Origin of the sequence: Cupriavidus sp. UGS-1 (assembly GCF_021213615.1) — a bacterium.
Taxonomy (GTDB): domain Bacteria; phylum Pseudomonadota; class Gammaproteobacteria; order Burkholderiales; family Burkholderiaceae; genus Cupriavidus.
The window spans coordinates 62,750-77,451 of record NZ_JAJQJF010000014.1; the positions used below are offsets into that span (position 1 = coordinate 62,750).

Annotated in this window: 13 protein-coding genes; 4 read left to right on the forward strand and 9 right to left on the reverse strand. The window is 69.6% G+C overall.

Features of this window, described 5'->3' with window-relative positions:
* Positions 1-2: 2 nt before the first annotated feature.
* From LRR16_RS17760 to LRR16_RS17775, 4 genes are all read left to right on the forward strand, one after another.
* Positions 3-1,508: a peptidylprolyl isomerase gene (locus LRR16_RS17760; RefSeq protein ID WP_006576858.1), complete on the forward strand. Its 1,506-nt coding sequence runs from the start codon at positions 3-5 to the stop codon at positions 1,506-1,508.
* A 45-nt stretch (positions 1,509-1,553) separates the two neighbouring features.
* The gene (gene pdxA / locus LRR16_RS17765; protein WP_232206708.1) at positions 1,554-2,648 is read left to right on the forward strand and encodes a 4-hydroxythreonine-4-phosphate dehydrogenase PdxA; all 1,095 of its coding nucleotides are present in this window, start codon (positions 1,554-1,556) and stop codon (positions 2,646-2,648) included.
* A gap of 10 nt (positions 2,649-2,658) precedes the next feature.
* Positions 2,659-3,471 (forward strand): 16S rRNA (adenine(1518)-N(6)/adenine(1519)-N(6))-dimethyltransferase RsmA, encoded by an 813-nt coding sequence (gene rsmA, locus LRR16_RS17770; RefSeq protein WP_053823188.1) that lies wholly within the window; start codon positions 2,659-2,661, stop codon positions 3,469-3,471.
* A 205-nt stretch (positions 3,472-3,676) separates the two neighbouring features.
* Positions 3,677-4,945 carry an ankyrin repeat domain-containing protein gene (locus LRR16_RS17775; protein ID WP_232206709.1) on the forward strand — a complete coding sequence of 423 codons (1,269 nt, stop codon included), beginning with the start codon at positions 3,677-3,679 and terminating at the stop codon, positions 4,943-4,945.
* Positions 4,946-5,009: 64 nt separating this feature from the next.
* Here LRR16_RS17775 and gloA read toward each other — a convergent pair whose 3' ends face one another.
* From gloA to LRR16_RS17820, 9 genes are all read right to left on the reverse strand, one after another.
* On the reverse strand, positions 5,010-5,417 hold the full coding sequence (gloA, locus tag LRR16_RS17780) for a lactoylglutathione lyase (protein WP_006576854.1): 408 nt from the start codon (positions 5,415-5,417) through the stop codon (positions 5,010-5,012).
* Between the two features lie 139 nt (positions 5,418-5,556).
* The gene (locus tag LRR16_RS17785; RefSeq protein WP_232206710.1) at positions 5,557-6,438 is read right to left on the reverse strand and encodes a M48 family metallopeptidase; all 882 of its coding nucleotides are present in this window, start codon (positions 6,436-6,438) and stop codon (positions 5,557-5,559) included.
* On the reverse strand, positions 6,435-7,187 hold the full coding sequence (locus LRR16_RS17790) for a 1-acyl-sn-glycerol-3-phosphate acyltransferase (RefSeq protein WP_006579167.1): 753 nt from the start codon (positions 7,185-7,187) through the stop codon (positions 6,435-6,437). Before LRR16_RS17790 ends, LRR16_RS17785 begins: the two co-directional genes overlap by 4 nt.
* Entirely contained in the window at positions 7,184-7,837 is a 654-nt protein-coding gene (gene gmhB / locus LRR16_RS17795; RefSeq protein WP_082928583.1) for a D-glycero-beta-D-manno-heptose 1,7-bisphosphate 7-phosphatase, read from the reverse strand. Before gmhB ends, LRR16_RS17790 begins: the two co-directional genes overlap by 4 nt.
* Before the next feature lie 67 nt (positions 7,838-7,904).
* Entirely contained in the window at positions 7,905-10,028 is a 2,124-nt protein-coding gene (gene glyS / locus LRR16_RS17800) for a glycine--tRNA ligase subunit beta (RefSeq protein WP_232206711.1), read from the reverse strand.
* Positions 10,029-10,092: 64 nt separating this feature from the next.
* The gene (locus LRR16_RS17805) at positions 10,093-10,686 is read right to left on the reverse strand and encodes a hypothetical protein (RefSeq protein ID WP_006579596.1); all 594 of its coding nucleotides are present in this window, start codon (positions 10,684-10,686) and stop codon (positions 10,093-10,095) included.
* Positions 10,683-11,669, reverse strand: coding sequence for a glycine--tRNA ligase subunit alpha (glyQ, locus tag LRR16_RS17810; protein WP_232206712.1), 987 nt, complete (start codon positions 11,667-11,669; stop codon positions 10,683-10,685). Before glyQ ends, LRR16_RS17805 begins: the two co-directional genes overlap by 4 nt.
* Positions 11,670-12,102: 433 nt before the next feature.
* Complete coding sequence (gene lnt / locus LRR16_RS17815; RefSeq protein ID WP_232206713.1) at positions 12,103-13,806, reverse strand: apolipoprotein N-acyltransferase; 1,704 nt, start codon at positions 13,804-13,806, stop codon at positions 12,103-12,105.
* Positions 13,803-14,675 (reverse strand): HlyC/CorC family transporter, encoded by an 873-nt coding sequence (locus LRR16_RS17820; protein ID WP_043440367.1) that lies wholly within the window; start codon positions 14,673-14,675, stop codon positions 13,803-13,805. The genes lnt and LRR16_RS17820 overlap by 4 nt, the downstream gene beginning before the upstream one ends.
* Positions 14,676-14,702 lie beyond the last annotated feature (27 nt).

Sequence of the window (14,702 nt, forward strand, 5' to 3'; positions counted from 1 at the left end):
TGATGAAGCGTCAAGCAGTCTCCGTATTTTCCGTTGCCGCGGCATCGTCGCGGCGTTCGCGCGGCATCGTGCTGTCCGCATTGCTCGCCTGCGCGGCCGTTCCGGCGGCCGCGCAGCTGAAGGCACCTGGTGGGTCCGGCTCCGCGCCGCGCGCCACCGGCATCTTCGTGCCGCAAGGTTCCCAGGCCACGCCGCCGACCTCGCCGACCCAGCCGCGTCTGGGCTCGGGGCAGCGCACCGGCCGCTCGCAGCTGGTCGACGAGGTGGTGGCGATCGTCAACAACACCGTGATCACGCGGCGCGAGCTGCTCGATAGCGCCGACGAGATCGAGAACCAGCTGCGCACCGCCGGCCGCCCGATTCCGCCGCGCGAGGAACTGCTCGGCGAAGTGCTGGAACGGCTGGTGATGGAGCGGGTGCAGACCCAGGCCGCGCAGGACGCCGGCATCCGCGTGACCGACCAGGAAGTCGACCGCGCGATCGAATCGGTCGCGCAGCAGAACCGCATCAGCGTGTCCGACCTGCGCGCGCAGGTCGACCGCAGCGGCATGACGTGGGACAAGTACCGCAGCGAACTGCGCAAGCAGGTGCAGGTGATCCGGCTGCGCGAGCGCGAGGTCGATTCCAAGGTGCAGGTGTTCGACGGCGAGATCGACAACTACCTGGCCGCGCGCGCCGCACGCAGCGGCGCCGCGCCGACCGGCGAGGCGCAATATGACGTCGCGCAGATCTTCGTGCGCGTGCCGGAGGGCGCCAGCGACGCGCAGAAGGCGCAGCTGCGCGCCAAGGCCGAGGGGCTGCTGAAGCAGGCCCAGGGCGGCGCGGACTTCGCGCAGCTGGCGCAGAACAATTCGGACGGCGCCGAGGGTGCCAAGGGCGGTTCGCTCGGCTATCGCGAAATCGGCCGCCTGCCCGCGCAGTTCGCCAACGCCGTGCTCGATCTGCAGCCCGGCAAGGTGGTGCCCGAGGTCGTCGAAAGCCCGGCCGGCTTCCATGTGCTGAAGCTCGCCGGCAAGCGCACCGCGCCCGCCGGCGGCGATGCCGCGCCCAGCCGCATCACGCAGACGCAGGTGCGCCATATCCTGATCCGCACCGGCCCGAACATGCCCGAGGCCGAGGCGCGCCGCCAGCTGTCGACGCTGCGCGACCGCATCCAGCACGGCACCAGCTTCGCCGATATCGCCAAGCGCTATTCGCAGGACGGTTCGGCGCAGAACGGCGGCGAACTCGGCTGGGTGTCGCCCGGCGAGCTGGTCCCCGAGTTCGAGCAGGCGATGAACCGCCTGCGCCCGGGCGAAGTATCCGAGCCGGTCACCAGCCAGTTCGGCGTGCACCTGATCCAGGTCGACAACCGCCGCGAGGTCGAGGTGTCGCCGGAGAAGCAGCGCGACTTCGCCCGCGCCGAGGTGCGCGAGCAGAAGCTGCGCGCCGCCTACGAGGATTGGCTGCGCCAGTTGCGCGAGGCCGCCTATGTCGAATACCGGACCAACCGCGAGGCGACCCGCTAAGGGTCCCACCAGGGCTCCCGCCACGGGAACCGTTTCGCCACCACGATGACCGCGCCGTCTGCCACACCCTCCGCCCCATCCGATGTATCGGATCCGGCCGCATCGGTGCCGATCGCGATCACGACCGGCGAGCCGGCCGGCATCGGTCCGGACATCACGATCCGGGCGGTGCTGGAGCTGGCGGGCGGGAAGGCGGGTCCGCGCTTCCATGTGCTCGGCGACGCGCGGCTGCTGGCCGAGCGCGCCGCGGTGCTCGGATTGGCGCAGGCATGGCAGGACAAGCTCGTTGCGGGCGAGGTCGTCGTCGACGATATTCCGCTGGCGGTGCCATGCCAGCCGGGTGTGCTCGACGCGCGCAACGGCCGCCATGTGCTGGCGCTGCTCGATGCGGCGCTGGCCGGCCTGCAGCCGCCGCCGGGGCAGCCCGCGCGCTATGCGGCGGTGGTCACCGCGCCGGTGCAGAAGAGCACGATCAATGACGCCGGTGTGCCCTTTACCGGCCATACCGAATATCTGGCGGAACGGGCCGGCGTCGCGCGCGTGGTGATGATGCTGGCCGGCCCCCAGCCCGCGCATGCCAATGCGATGCTGCGCGTGGCGCTGGCCACCACGCATCTGCCGCTGCGCGCCGTGCCCGATGCGCTGGACGTGCCGATGCTGCTCGAGACGCTGACGATCGTCGACACCGATCTGCGGCGGCGTTTCGGGCTGGCCCATCCCCGCATCCTGGTGACCGGCCTGAACCCGCACGCGGGCGAGAGCGGCCACCTCGGCCGCGAGGAGATCGACATCATCGCGCCGGCGCTGGCCAAGGCGCGCGAGGCGGGCATCGACGCGCGCGGCCCCTATCCGGCCGACACGCTGTTCCAGCCGCGGCTGCTGCGCGACGCCGACTGCGTCCTGGCGATGTACCATGATCAGGGCCTGGCGCCGCTGAAATACGGCACCTTCGGCCATGGTGTCAATATCACGCTCGGCCTGCCGTTCATCCGCACCTCGGTCGATCACGGCACCGCGCTCGATCTGGCCGCCACGGGCCGCGCCGAACACGGCAGCATGATCGAGGCGATCCGCTGCGCGATCGGCATGGTCGGCCATGCCGCGCAGGACCTGCGCGGCGACCCGCCGGCCGGACACTGAAGAGACATCGATGCGTTCCCCTGTGCACCAGGGCCATACGGCCCGCAAGCGATTCGGCCAGAACTTCCTGGTCGACGACAGCATCATCCACGGCATCGTCAATGCCATCGACCCGCACGCCGGCGACCTGGTCGTCGAGATCGGCCCCGGCCTGGGCGCGCTGACCGAGCCGCTGCTGGAGCGGCTCGATCATCTGCACGTGGTCGAGCTGGACCGCGATCTGGTCGAACGGCTGCGCCGCCGCTACGGCGACCGCATGACGATCCACGCGGGCGATGCGCTCGCCTTCGATTTCGACCAGCTGAAGCAGCCCGGACGCCCGCTGCGCATCGTCGGCAATCTGCCGTACAACATCTCGAGCCCGCTGCTGTTCCATCTGATGGAGTTCGCCGATCACGTGCGCGACCAGCATTTCATGCTGCAGAAGGAGGTGGTCGAGCGGATGGTGGCCGAGCCGGGCAGCAAGGCCTTCGGCCGGCTGTCGATCATGCTGCAGGTGCGCTACCACATGGAGTACGTGCTCGACGTGCCGCCGGAGTCGTTCAATCCGCCGCCCAAGGTCGATTCCGCGGTGGTGCGGATGATTCCGTGGCCGCGCCACGAGGACGGCCGGCTGCGCTCGCCGTACGCCGCGTGCGACATGACGGTGCTGGGCGACCTGGTCACCGCGGCGTTTTCACAGCGCCGCAAGGTGCTGCGCAACACGCTGTCGATGCTGCGCGATCACGTCGACTTCGACGCGATTGGCTTCGACCTGGGCCGCCGCGCCGAAGAGGTGCCGGTGGCAGAGTACGTCGAGCTGGCCAATCGCATCGGCGGGTAAGCCCGATTTTTCTTCCCTTTTCTTCCCTCCGCGGGCCGCTGCAGTCGGCACACTGTGTCGGCGCACTGTGTCCGCGCGCTGTGTCGCCGGCCTGCGCAAGAACTCCACCCGAATGCTAAAGCGCGCCTTCCGGCGCGGATGAGAATCGCGCCGCGACCGGCCCAGGGCCGCGTCGCGCGATCTCTCAACCGCAAAGGAGCGCAGCATGCATGCTAGCCGTATCACGAGCCAGGTCCCGCTGTTCCAGTCCGGCCCCGTACCCGACACCGTTCACGGCGCGCGCCGCGCCACCAGCGATGAACGCACCGGCAGCGCCGACCCCCACCACGCAGGCCGCGAACTGACACTGGCGCTGCGGCGCCACGACGGCCCGGCGGTGCGCGAGTGGCTTCAGCGCGAACCGGCCGCCATTGGCTGGCGCGACGAGCAGGGCAACACGCCGTTGCACACCGCGATCCAGTCGCGTTGCGAACCGGCGCTGATCAATACGCTGCTCGCCCATCGGGCCGATCCCGCCATCGCCAATCGCGACGGCGACAACTGCATGCACCTGGCGCTGGGTCTGCGTCCGACCATGCCCGCGGTGGTGCAGTCGTTGCTGGACCACGGGCGCTGGTACGGCGGCGGCATCGGGCTCGGCGCCCTCGGCAAGCCGAACCGGCACGGCAGGAGCGCGCTGGAGCTCGGCAAGGACGTGGGGGGCGCGCCGGCACTCGGCCATGCGGCGATCCTGCCGGCGCTGGAAGACGCCCTGGTCGACTGGATGAATGGATTTCGGACCAGCGTGCTGTCAGGAATCGAGGCCGACGATGCGGCCGCCGTGCGGCATCTGGTGACCAGCGCCGACTGGAGCCTCGACATGCCGATCAAGGACGGGCTGGACCTGTTGCAGCTGGCCTTGCGCAACAAGGCGCCGCGCGTGGCCTGCGCGCTGATCGACCTGGCGGCGGCGGTCGACAACCGCGCCGTGCTCGAACAAGCGGAGCCCGCCATGGGCATGACGCCGTTGATGACCGCGATAGCGCTCGGCGCGGACGCGCCGTTCGCGCGCTTGCTGCTCCATGGCGTTCCCGTCGATGCCCGGGGCCCACTAGGCATCACGGCGCTGCATCTGGCCGCCGCGTTGGGCCAGCTGCGTGCCGTGCAGCAGTTGGTGGCCTACGGCGCCGACCCGGATGTCCGCGACGATGCCGGCACCTCGCCGATGATGGTGGCGGCGTCGGACGGATACCTGGACATCGTCAAGAGCTTGCGCGATGCCGGCGGCAACATCAATGGCCGCGATACGCTGGGCCGCACGCCACTGATGTACGCGCATATGAGCGACCAGCCGCCGGGCTTCATCTTCAAGATCATCGTGGCGGGGGCGCGGACCGACATGGTGGACGGCAAGGGCGCGACCGTCAGGGACTATCAGCTCGAAAGCAACATGCGTCGCGTGGCGAACGGCAAGAGCGTTTGCACCATCCTTTGAGACCGCGCCTCGCCGCGGTGCGCGGACGGCGCAGCCCCGAGGCCCTGGGGGCCCGGATAGCCCGTTAGGGCCGGCTGGCGTCGCGCGTCGAGTTGCGTTCGATCAGCTCGATCTTGTAGCCGTCCGGGTCTTCGACGAAGGCGATCACCGTGGTGCCGCCCTTCACCGGGCCCGCCTCGCGCGTGACCTTGCCGCCGGCCGCGCGGATGCGCTCGCAGGCGCCGGCGGCATCGTCCGTCTCCAGCGCGATATGGCCGTAGGCGGTGCCCATCTCGTACTTGTCGACACCGTAGTTGTAGGTCAGCTCGAGCACCGCGGTTTCGCTCTCGGGGCCGTAGCCGACGAAGGCGAGCCGGTACTTGTATTCGGGATTGTCGCTCTCGCGCAGCAGTTGCATGCCGAGCACGCGGGTGTAGAAATCGATCGAGCGCTGCAGGTCGCCGACACGGAGCATGGTGTGGAGGAGTCGCATGATGAGCCTCTGTTGGGGATGTTCTATTGACGTCTTGTTGGGGGGTACTGCGGGGTTCCACGCAGGTGTTGCGGGAAAGGCGTTAGTGTAGAACGGATCGGCGCAGCGATCCGAGGGGACGCCGCCGGTGCCCGCCGCGTCAGAACGCCGGCAACGCTTCCGGCGGATGGCTGCGCAATTGCGCGCGCGCGTCGCGGAACTCGGGGAAGATCGATGCCACCGTGTCCCAGAAGCGCGGACTGTGGTTCATTTCCTTCAGGTGCGCCAGCTCGTGCGCGGCCACATAGTCGATCACCGACAACGGGAAATGCATCAGCCGCCAGCTCAGCCGGATCTTGCCGTCGGCGGTGCAGCTGCCCCAGCGCGTATTGGCCGAGCTCAGCGCGAAGGCGCGATGCCGCACGCCGAGCTTCTCCGCATAGATATCGAGCCGCTCGGCCAGCAGGCGCTTGGCCTGGTGCTGCAGCCACGCCTGCACGCGGTCCTTGATCTGCTGTTCGTCGGCCTGCTCGGGCAGCGCCAGATGCAGCACGCGCGCCTGCCCATCGAACAGTAGCGTGCCGGTCGGCGAGTCCAGCCGCAGCGTGATCGGCTTGCCGAGGAAGGGCAGCGTCGCGCCGTCGCGCCACTGCACCGCCGGCAGCACGCGCTGCGCATCGCGCTGTTGCCATTCGGCCAGCTTGCCGAAGATCCAGCGCTGTTTCTCGGCGATGGCCGCTTCGATGTCGGCGATCGTGACCCAGCGCGGCGCGGTGATCGACAGTCCGCGGTCGTCGATGACGAAGCCGATGGTGCGCCGGGACGAACGCTTCAGCGTGTAGTGCAGCGGACGTTCGCCCAGCCGCAGCAGCCGGGCGTTGGGCTGCGGCGCCGGCCACGGCGCCGTGGCCGGGCCGGCCGACGTGGTGCCGTCCAGCGCGCTGGCTGGTGGCCGCGAGCCCGACGTGCCGGCGCCGCAGTCCATCAGCGGCAGCTCCATCTGGCCGTCCACGGGTTCCGGGGCGCGGCGGGCCGGCTTCATGCAGGCTGCCCTCGGAGATAGCTCTCCGGATCGATGCGGCGCATGTCGCGCTCGATCCATTGCTCGACCTCCTGGTTCAGCATGTCGGCGGTCTTGTGGGCCGACGACAGCGGCGGGCCGATCGAGATCGTGATGGTGCCGGGGTACTTCAGGAACGAGTTGCGCGGCCACAGGCGGCCGGAATTGACGGCGATCGGAATCACCGAGGCGCCGGTCTCGACCGCCAGGCGGGCCCCGCCGCTCTTGTAGCGCGGGTTTTCCATGCCGGCCGGGGTGCGCGTGCCTTCCGGGAACATGATGATCCAGGCGCCCTCGGCGAGCCGCTCGCGGCCCTGGCGCACGGCGGAGGCGAACGCCCGCGAACCGTCCTTGCGGTTGATATGGACCATCTTCAGCATGCCGAGCGCCCAGCCGAAGAACGGCACGAACAGCAGCTCGCGCTTGAAGACGAAGCACAGCGGCTTGGGCATCGTCGCCACCAGCGCCACGGTCTCCCACGCCGACTGGTGCTTGGACAGCAGCACCACCGGCTTGTCGATCATGGCCTGCAGGTGTTCGCCGCCTTCGATGCGGTAGCGGATGCCGCAGATCAGCCAGGCGGCGCCGATCACCAGCTTCGGCCAGCCGCGCACGAAGCGGTAGCGCCGGTTGGCGCTCATGAACGGGAAGGCCAGGAAGCAGGCGCAGGCGTAGGGAGGCGTCAGTACCAGCAGGTACAACGCGAACAGCAGGGAGCGTAGAAAGATCATCGAGGGTTCGTCGAGTCAACCGGAGACGTGGCGCGGCCGGCGGATGCCACGGCCGCCGCGCCCGCGTGCGAGGCCGCCGCGGCGCCGTGCCGCGCGCCATCGCCTTCGAGCAGCCAGCGCGAGAACGCGCGCAGATCGTCGTGGACCAGCGTGCCGGGCGGCAGGCCGCCCTTGGCCAGCGTGCCTTCGCCCTTGCCGGTGCGCACCAGGTGCGGCGCGCAGCCGAGGGCGACGCCGGCCTCCAGGTCGCGCAGCGAATCGCCGACGATCGGCACGCCGCGCAGTTCGATGCCGAAGCGTTGCGCGGCCTGCTGGATCAGGCCGGGCTTGGGTTTGCGGCAGTCGCACGCGTCCGCGGCGGTGTGCGGGCAGAAGAAGATCGCCTCGACGCGGCCGCCCAGGCGCGCCAGCGCCTTGTACATCTTCTCGTGCATCGCGTTCAGCGCGCTCATCTCGAACAGGCCGCGGCCGATGCCGGACTGGTTGCTGGCGACCACGACGCGGTAGCCGGCCTCGTTCAGCGCGGCGATCGCTTCCAGGCTGCCGGGGATTGGAATCCATTCGTCCGGCGTCTTGATGAACTGGTCGCTGTCGAGGTTGATGACCCCATCGCGGTCCAGGATCACGAATTTGGGCGGTGTCTGCGGCATGGCGGCGCTTCGGTAACGGGTACGGTCGGTGCGGCTGGTGCGGTGCGTCCGTGCAGGGCGCGGCCGATCAGGCGGCCAGCTTCGAGATGTCGGCGACGCGGTTGGCCAGCGCATGCAGCGAGGCCAGCAGGGCGAGGCGGTTGGCGCGCAGCTGCGCATCCTCGGCCATCACCATCACGCCGTCGAAGAAGCGGTCCACCGCGTCGCGCAGCCGGGCCAGGTCGCGCAGCGCGGCGGTGAAGTCGCCGCGCGCGAACGCCGCCTCGACCCCGGGCCGCACGCTGTCGATGGCGGCGTGCAGCGCGCCTTCGGCGTCTTCCTGGAACAGCGCCGGCGCGACCTCGCCGACCGCCTCGGTATTCTTGCGCAGGATATTCGTGATCCGCTTGTTGGCGGCCGCCAGCGCGTCCGCCTCGGGCAGCGCGGCGAAGGTGCGCACCGCTTCCATGCGGCCAAGGATGTCGTCGAGCCGCTGCGGGCGCAGGCTGACCACCGCCTCCACCTCGTTGGTGGTGTAGCCCTTGTCCTTCAGATAGCCGCGCAGGCGGTCGTACAGGAAGTCGGTGATGTCCTCGCGCGCGGGCTTGACCGCCGGCACGCCGGCAAAGGCCTGCTCGGTCAGCGCCAGCAGCGCGTCGATGCCCACCGGCAGCGGCGTCTCGACCAGCATGCGCAGGATGCCCAGCGCATGGCGGCGCAGCGCGAACGGATCCTTCTCGCCGGTCGGCTGCAGGCCGATGCCCCAGATGCCGACCAGCGTCTCGAGCTTGTCGGCCAGCGCGACCGCGATGCTGACCGGGTTCGACGGCAGCGCATCGCCGGCAAAGCGCGGACGGTAGTGTTCGGAGCAGGCCAGCGCGACTTCCTCGGCCTCGTCGTCGTGGCGTGCGTAGTAGGTCCCCATCGTGCCCTGCAGTTCGGGGAATTCGCCGACCATATCGGTCAGCAGGTCGGCCTTGGCGAGTTCCGCGCCGCGCATCGCCGCCGCCTTGTCGACCGGCACGCCCGCCTTGGCCAGCGCATCGGCGATATGGCCGGCGATCTGCTGCAGCCGCTGCACGCGGTCGAGCTGGGTGCCGATCTTGTTGTGATAGACCACGTTGGCCAGCTGCGGCACGCGCGAGGCCAGCGTCTTCTTGCGGTCCTGGTCGAAGAAGAACTTGGCGTCGGCCAGGCGCGGGCGCACCACGCGCTCGTTGCCGCCGATGATCGACTGCGGCGTGTCGGTGGCCAGGTTCGACACGATCAGGAAGCGGTTGCGCAGCTGCCCGTTGGCGTCGGTCAGCGCGAAGTACTTCTGGTTGGTCTGCATCGTCAGGATCAGGCACTCCTGCGGCACGGCGAGGAAGGCCTGCTCGAAATGGCAGGCGTAGACCACCGGCCATTCGACCAGCGCATTGACCTCGTCGAGCAGCGCCTCGGGCATGATCACGCGATCGGCGCCGGCGGCGGCCAGCAGCCCCTCGCGGATGCGCTCGCGCCGCTGGGCATAGCTGGCCAGCACCTTGCCCTGGTCCTCGAGCACGGCGGCGTAGCGCTTGGCGTGCGGGATCTCGATCTCGCCGGCGGACAGGAAGCGGTGGCCCAGCGTGCGCTGGCCCGCGGCCAGCCCGAGCGCGGAGACCGGCACGACCTTGTCGCCATGCAGCGCGATCAGCCGGTGGGCCGGACGCACGAAGTTGACGGTGCTGCCGTCCGGGCGCTGGTAGCTCATCACCTTCGGGATCGGCAGCTTGCCGATGGTCTCGTCCAGCGCGGCCTGCAGGCCGTCGGCCAGCACCGCGCCACGCGCGGTGTAGCGGTAGAACAGCGCCTCGGCCTTGCCGTCGGAGGCGCGCTCCAGCGTCTGCCAGTCGATCGAATCGGCGCCGACCGATTTGGCCAGCGCGGCCAGCTTCTTGGCCAGCGGCGCGGTCGGCTCGCCGGCCGCGTCGAGCGCCACCGACACCGGCAGCACCTTCTCGCGCTGCTCGCGGTCCGGCGCGCTCTGGCGCACGCCGCTGATCAGCGCGGCCAGGCGGCGCGGCGTCGCGTACGGCGTCACCGTGCTGCCGTCATCGAGCAGGCCGCGCTCGGCCAGGCCGGCGAACAGGCCCTGGGCAAAGGCCTCGCCCAGGCGTGCCAGCGCCTTCGGCGGCAGCTCTTCGGTGAACAGTTCGATCAGCAGCGAATCGGTCAGGGGTTGCGACATGAATCGGTTCCAACGGTTTGTGGCGCACGCCGGCATCGGCGGCGCCGGAAAGGTTCAGCGGCGCTCAACAGCGCGGTTCGACGCCCGACAGCAGCCATAGCCCATGCTGCTGGCGAAACTGCAGCGTGGTCGAGCGGCATGCGGACTGCGTGCTGCCGGCCAGCTTCTCGCTGTTCGCGGAGAAGCGCGCATACAGCCGGTGATGGCGGCGATCGTAGCGGATCTCGTCGATGCGGCCGCCGATCCAGAAGTCGATCCGCGGCGGCAGTTGCGAGGCCGAATGGTAGGTCCGCACCAGGCGCCGTTGGCGGCCGTTGCGGTGCGTGGTCTCGACCCAGGTCAGCGGATAGCGGATCGCGCTCTCGTAGGCGCGCAGCGGCACGCGCCGCCAGCCCAGGTCCCTGGACCCGGACAGGTCGCACGACATCGAGCGCACCAGCTGCGTCCACTGGTCGATCGCGTTGGCGCTCGGCTGCAGATGCTTGTTGATGGACTGCTGCAGCGCCTGCGAATCGCCTTCGCAGACGTTGGCCTGCTCGGCCGACGGGTAGAGCACCTGCGAGGCCTGGGCATAGGCCGAGGGCACGATGGCGTGCGCGCCGCCCGCGGCGGCCACCGCCAGCGCGCAGCACAGCGCACGGCGTGCCATCGAGTTCATGCGGCGGCCTCGGCGGCGGCGGTCCCGGCGGCCGCGCCGCCGGCCGGCCCGCACATCGGGAAGCCCAGCGCCTCGCGCGATTCGTAGTAGGCCTGCGCGACCAGCCGCGACAGATTGCGGATGCGGCCGATATAGGCGGCGCGCTCGGTCACCGAGATCGCGCCGCGTGCGTCCAGCAGGTTGAAGGTGTGGGCGGCCTTGAGTACCTGTTCGTAGGCCGGCAGCGCCAGCTTGGCGCCGGCCGCCTGGGTTGCCGGGTCCGCGCCGGCCTCGGCGCCGACGCCCATCAACCGCTTGGCCTCGCTCTCGTGTTCGGAGAAATGGCGGAACAGGATGTCGGTGTTGCTCTGCTCGAAGTTGTAGGTCGACTGCTCGACCTCGTTCTGGTGATAGACGTCGCCGTAGGTCAGGCGGCGCGTCTTGCCGTTTTCTTCCCACTCGGTCCAGACCAGGTCGTAGACGTTCTCGACGCCCTGCAGATACATCGCGAGGCGTTCGATGCCGTAGGTGATCTCGCCGGTGATCGGCTTGCAGTCGATGCCGCCGACCTGCTGGAAGTAGGTGAACTGGGTCACCTCCATGCCGTTGAGCCAGACCTCCCAGCCCAGGCCCCAGGCGCCCAGCGTCGGGTTTTCCCAGTCGTCCTCGACGAAGCGGATGTCGTTCTGCTTCAGGTCCAGGCCCAGCGCCTCGAGCGAGCCCAGGTACAGCTCGAGAATGTTCTCCGGCGCGGGCTTGAGCACGACCTGGTACTGGTAGTAGTGCTGCAGCCGGTTCGGGTTCTCGCCGTAGCGGCCGTCCTTCGGGCGGCGCGACGGTTGCACATAGGCGGCGCGCCACGGCTCCGGGCCGATCGCGCGCAGGAAGGTATGCACGTGCGAGGTACCGGCGCCAACCTCCAGATCGATGGGTTGCAACAGCGCGCATCCTTGCCGGTCCCAGTAGGACTGCAAGGTCAGGATCATTTGTTGGAAGGTCAGCATAACGAAGACGACGGTTCGCGGAGTGTTGGCCCGGCGGCGGGCCACCGAAGCGGAAGCGGGCAGGGACGGCGGCCGGACAAGCCGGCCCCGTCGTTGCCAAACCCAGAATTCTAGCGGTTTTTTGCCCGGCAGCCGCCGAAGGGAAGGGCACGGCAGCCGGGCGAGGACTTCGGGTAAATCCCGAGGGATCTCAAGTTCCGGAAGCGCCTGCCGTTATCGATTTTTGTATACATTATTGAAAAGCTGTTCGACAGAGGCAGCGGACGGCGCCGCGCGGGCGCCCGTCGGCGCCAAGACAACGGGGACAACAACATGTCGTTTCTTTCGCACAAACCCTATCGGGTCGCCCTGGCGGTGATGGCGGCGGCTGCCGCGGTATCGATCGTCGCGAGCGTGATCCAGTAAGGCTCGGCCGCCCAGGCCGGCGAAACGCTCAGGCGCCGGCGCCGCGCCGGCCCGACGCCGCGCGCCAGGCCACCACCAGCAGCACCAGCAGGCAGCCGAGCACCGCCGGCACATTGCCGACCCGCACATAGGGCGTCAGCCCGCGCGTGCCCTGTACCTGTGCGCTGAGCGTGCCGGTGGTGAAGGTCGCCAGCCGCGCCGGCACGCTGCCGTCCGGCGCGACCACCGCCGTCATGCCGGTATTGGTCGAGCGCAGCATCGGCCGGCGGGTCTCCAGCGCACGCATCCGCGAGATCTGCAGGTGCTGATCGAGCGCGATGGTGTCGCCGAACCAGGCCAGGTTGGTGACGTTGACCAGCACATTGGCCGGCTGCGGCTGGCCGCGCAGCGTGCGCGCGATTTCCTCGCCGAACAGATCCTCGTAGCAGATATTGGGCGCCACCATCACGCCGCGCACCGGCAGCGGCGCCTGCGCCAGTCCGCCGCGGCGGAAGTCCCCCAGCGGCATCTTCATCATGTCGACGAACCAGCGGAAGCCCCAGGGGATGAACTCGCCGAAGGGCACCAGGTGGTGCTTGTCGTAGCGGTACAGCCCCTTCATCTCGGGGCCGATGCCGAACACGCTGTTGGTGAAGTCGACCGGCGAGTCGGCGCCCGCGGCGCCAAACAGCAGCGCGGTGCCGGTGCCGACGCTGAACTGCCGCAGCGCCAGCGCGATCTCCGGCGGCATGTCCTGCAGGATCAGCGGGAACGCGGTCTCCGGCGTGACCACCAGGTCGGCCGGGGCCGCGGTGATCATGTCGCGGTACAGCGCGTTGGAGCGGGCGATGCCGGCCGCCTCGAACTTGATGTCCTGCGGCACGTTGCCCTGCAGCAGCCGCACCGACAGCGGTGCGCCGACCGGCTCGGTCCACGCCCGCCCCGCCAGCAGCCAGCCGGCGCCGAGCAGCATCGCCAGGCCCAGCGGGACCGCCAGCCTGGCCGACAGCGCGGCGGCGCGGCCGCCGGCCGGCATTTCCGGCATTTGCGCCGATGCCGGTCGGACGAGGCGCGCCAGCGCCGCCAGCCAGGCCGCGCACAGCGCGGCCAGCGCGCCGATGCCGTAGACGCCCAGCAGCGGCGCGTAGCCGGCCAGCGGTCCGTCGGTATGCGCATAGCCGCTGCCCAGCCACGGGAAACCGGTGAAGATCACGCCGCGCAGCCATTCGGTCAGGCCCCAGGCGGCGCCGAACGCCAGCGGCGCGGCCACCAGCCCGAACCAGCCGGCGGGGTCTGCGGAAGCGGCGGAAGCGGTGGAAGCGGCCGGACCGAAGCGCCGCGACGCGGTGGCGCGATGCCACGCGGCGGCCGCCAGCGCGGGATAGAGCGCGAGATAGCCCGAGAACAGCAGCACCGCGAGCGCGGCCATCCAGGCCGGCATCTCGCCGTAGACATGCATGCTGATATAGAGCCACCAGATGCCGGACAGGAACCAGCCCAGTCCGAAGGCGTAGCCCAGCGCGGCGGCATCGCGCACGCGGCGGGTATCGAACAGCAGCGCGGCCAGTCCCGCCAGCGCCAGCAGCTGCAGCCACCACCAGTCGCGCGGCGCGAAGGCCTGGGTATGGGCGACGCCAAGCACGCCGGCCAGCAGCAGGCGGCCCCAGCGCGCGCGGCCGCGGCGGGTGTCGGTCAGTGGTGTCTCAAGTTCGGCGGCGGCGGCGCCGTTCCAGCCCTGCGCCAGCCGCTTCATGCGTTGGCCACGGCGTCGGTGACCGCGGGGGCTTCGCGCCGGACCAGCAGCAGATGCAGCTGGCGCGCGTCGGCGCGCAGCACCTCGAAGCGCAGCGGCGGCAGCGTGATGATTTCCCCGCGGTGCGGCACGTGGCCGACGTGGTTGGTCAGCAGGCCGCCGACCGTATCGACGTCGTCGTCGGGAAACTGGGTGCCGAAGGCCTCGTTGAACTGCTCGATTTCGGTCAGCCCGTGCACGCGCCAGCTGCCGTCGGGCAGCGGCACGATATTGTCGTCATCCTCGTCGAGATCGAATTCGTCCTCGATGTCGCCGACGATCTGTTCCAGCACGTCCTCGATCGTGACCAGCCCGGCGACGCCGCCGTACTCGTCGACCACGATCGCGATGTGATTGCGGTTGTTGCGGAATTCGCGCAGCAGGATGTTCAGGCGCTTGGACTCGGGGATGAACACCGCGGGCCGCAGCATCTCGCGCAGGTCGAACTCGCTGTCGGTGTAGTAGCGCAGCAGGTCCTTGGCGAGCAGGATGCCGATGATGTTGTCGCGGCTGCCTTCGTAGACCGGAAAGCGCGAGTGCGCGGTCTCCTGCATGAAGGGAATGAAGGCTTCCGGCGCGTCGGCGATATTGACCGCGTCCATCTGGGCGCGAGGCACCATGATGTCGCGCGCGGTCAATTCCGAGACCTGGAACACGCCCTCGATCATCGACAGCGACTCCGCGTCGATCAGATTGCGGGCGTGGGCATCCTGGAGGACTTCGAGCAATTCGGCCCGCGATTCGGGCTCGGGAGAAATCAGATCGCTCAGTCGTTCGAGCAGGGACCGGGGCCGGTCGACTGGTTTCGAACTAGGGTAAGGGTCGTTCATGGCGCAAGGTGCGCGTGGTGGATACCG

Coding starts and splice junctions, on each gene's coding strand:
- LRR16_RS17760 (WP_006576858.1), top strand. CDS start 3: ATGAAGCGTCAAGCAGTCTCCGTATTTTCCGTTGCCGCGGCATCGTCG.
- pdxA (WP_232206708.1), top strand. CDS start 1,554: ATGACCGCGCCGTCTGCCACACCCTCCGCCCCATCCGATGTATCGGAT.
- rsmA (WP_053823188.1), top strand. CDS start 2,659: ATGCGTTCCCCTGTGCACCAGGGCCATACGGCCCGCAAGCGATTCGGC.
- LRR16_RS17775 (WP_232206709.1), top strand. CDS start 3,677: ATGCATGCTAGCCGTATCACGAGCCAGGTCCCGCTGTTCCAGTCCGGC.
- gloA (WP_006576854.1), bottom strand. CDS start 5,417: ATGCGACTCCTCCACACCATGCTCCGTGTCGGCGACCTGCAGCGCTCG.
- LRR16_RS17785 (WP_232206710.1), bottom strand. CDS start 6,438: ATGAAGCCGGCCCGCCGCGCCCCGGAACCCGTGGACGGCCAGATGGAG.
- LRR16_RS17790 (WP_006579167.1), bottom strand. CDS start 7,187: ATGATCTTTCTACGCTCCCTGCTGTTCGCGTTGTACCTGCTGGTACTG.
- gmhB (WP_082928583.1), bottom strand. CDS start 7,837: ATGCCGCAGACACCGCCCAAATTCGTGATCCTGGACCGCGATGGGGTC.
- glyS (WP_232206711.1), bottom strand. CDS start 10,028: ATGTCGCAACCCCTGACCGATTCGCTGCTGATCGAACTGTTCACCGAA.
- LRR16_RS17805 (WP_006579596.1), bottom strand. CDS start 10,686: ATGAACTCGATGGCACGCCGTGCGCTGTGCTGCGCGCTGGCGGTGGCC.
- glyQ (WP_232206712.1), bottom strand. CDS start 11,669: ATGCTGACCTTCCAACAAATGATCCTGACCTTGCAGTCCTACTGGGAC.
- lnt (WP_232206713.1), bottom strand. CDS start 13,806: ATGAAGCGGCTGGCGCAGGGCTGGAACGGCGCCGCCGCCGCCGAACTT.
- LRR16_RS17820 (WP_043440367.1), bottom strand. CDS start 14,675: ATGAACGACCCTTACCCTAGTTCGAAACCAGTCGACCGGCCCCGGTCC.